Source organism: Moraxella sp. CTOTU47724 (genome assembly GCF_032014955.1).
GTDB lineage: Bacteria > Pseudomonadota > Gammaproteobacteria > Pseudomonadales > Moraxellaceae > Faucicola > Faucicola tetraodonis.
Map to the genome: position 1 here is coordinate 1 of NZ_DALZSV010000108.1, position 1,537 is coordinate 1,537.

Annotated in this window: 1 protein-coding gene; it reads left to right on the plus strand. The window is 41.2% G+C overall.

Annotated elements, in window-relative coordinates; genetic code table 11:
* Nucleotides 1–973: SulP family inorganic anion transporter (locus RTR63_RS11745; protein WP_312524452.1), on the plus strand; the 973-nt coding region annotated here is incomplete at its 5' end.
* Between the last annotated feature and the right edge of the window lie 564 nt (nucleotides 974–1,537).

Here is a 1,537-nt window from a genome sequence, read left to right on the forward strand (position 1 = left end):
AGTAGGAGTGATTCCATTGAGCAATTTGGGCATTCATTTCCCACAACTGACAGCCCAGCAGTGGATTTCGGTATGCCAACTTGCACCAGCGTTATTATTGATTATTTTTGCTGAATCGTGGGAATCGGTGCAGATGCTATCTAGCCAAACAGGTGAACAAGTCGATCCCAACCGAGAATTAGTGGCTTTGGGTCTCGCCAATATGCTGTCAGGGGCGGCAATGGCTCTGCCTGTGGGTGCTGGTTTTTCTGCGTCAAATGCAAGCTTGACAGCAGGGGCGGCAAGTAAATGGGCAGGGATGATTACGGCGATTAGTTTGGCATTGCTGCTATTGTTTGGGCGTACTGGCTTGTCACAGATTCCGATACCTGTTTTGGCAGCGGTGGTGCTTGGGATTTTATCCAGGCATTTGTTTCCCAAAGATATTTTAAAGGGGATAAAATTAGGGGCAGATGCTTGGCTTGCGATTATGTGTGTATTGACGGTGCTTTTTTTTGGAGTGTTATTTGGGATGACGGTATCGGTGGGAGTCTCGCTACTGTTGGCAATGTATCAATTTTCCAAACCGTTGATGAGTGAGCTAGGTCAATTACCCGACAGCCATGATTTTGTTGACATCACTTTGCATCCGAATGCCATTATAGCCAAAGACATGCTTATTGTCCGCCCTGAAGAGCCAATATTTTTTGCCAATGCAGAGCGTATTTTTGACAATATCATCAGCCTTGCTAAGCAAAGAAATATTCAAAAAATCATCATTAGCATGGAAGCAAGTGATAGCCTTGATACGACGACGCTTTATGCTTTGCAAAGCTTTGTAGAAAAGGCTCTCAAGCAAAATCGCCAAATCAGTCTTGCTCGGGTCAAGGACAATGTGCGAGCGCGTATTGCTGATTTTACCACGCATGAGACAATGGTAAATTTACCGATGTTTTGGAGTGTGGATGATGCGTTTTTGAGCTCGTTAAGATAGCTTCAATTCAGCTATCTCCAATCCGCCTTGTAGTTAGAACCTGTTCTGATGGTGAAGAGCTGCATGAACCTAACATTCAACATCCTCCTCCTAATATGGTGAGTAAACTTAGCTTTTTTAACAATCCATTTAACATTTTTGTTTCTCGGTGTTTGTCAACATAGTTGCCTCCCATTTACACATCAAGCCACTAAAATCTCAGTGGGATTAACCCGCTTAGAATGATATTTATAGGATTTAATAATTCCTAAATAATGAATAATAAATATCATCCGCTCACTAAAAATATTCTAGTATAGTCTGTAAAGGCAGTTTAATCTAAACTGTCGGTAGTATTTTCAAGGCTTGAAACGTTCAAAATATCTACAAAGTGGCTAAAATTTGAAACATAATTCTAAAAGGTCACAGCATTACAAAGAACATAAGCCAAAATAAAAAATGGGAGCTAAAAGTCCCATTTTTTTGTGACTGAACCGCCCCGACTATATGGGATTCTGGTTTACTTGGGTCAGGCAGCAATACCTGACAGGATTAAATTATCATAATACCGCTTTTCAAACTCAA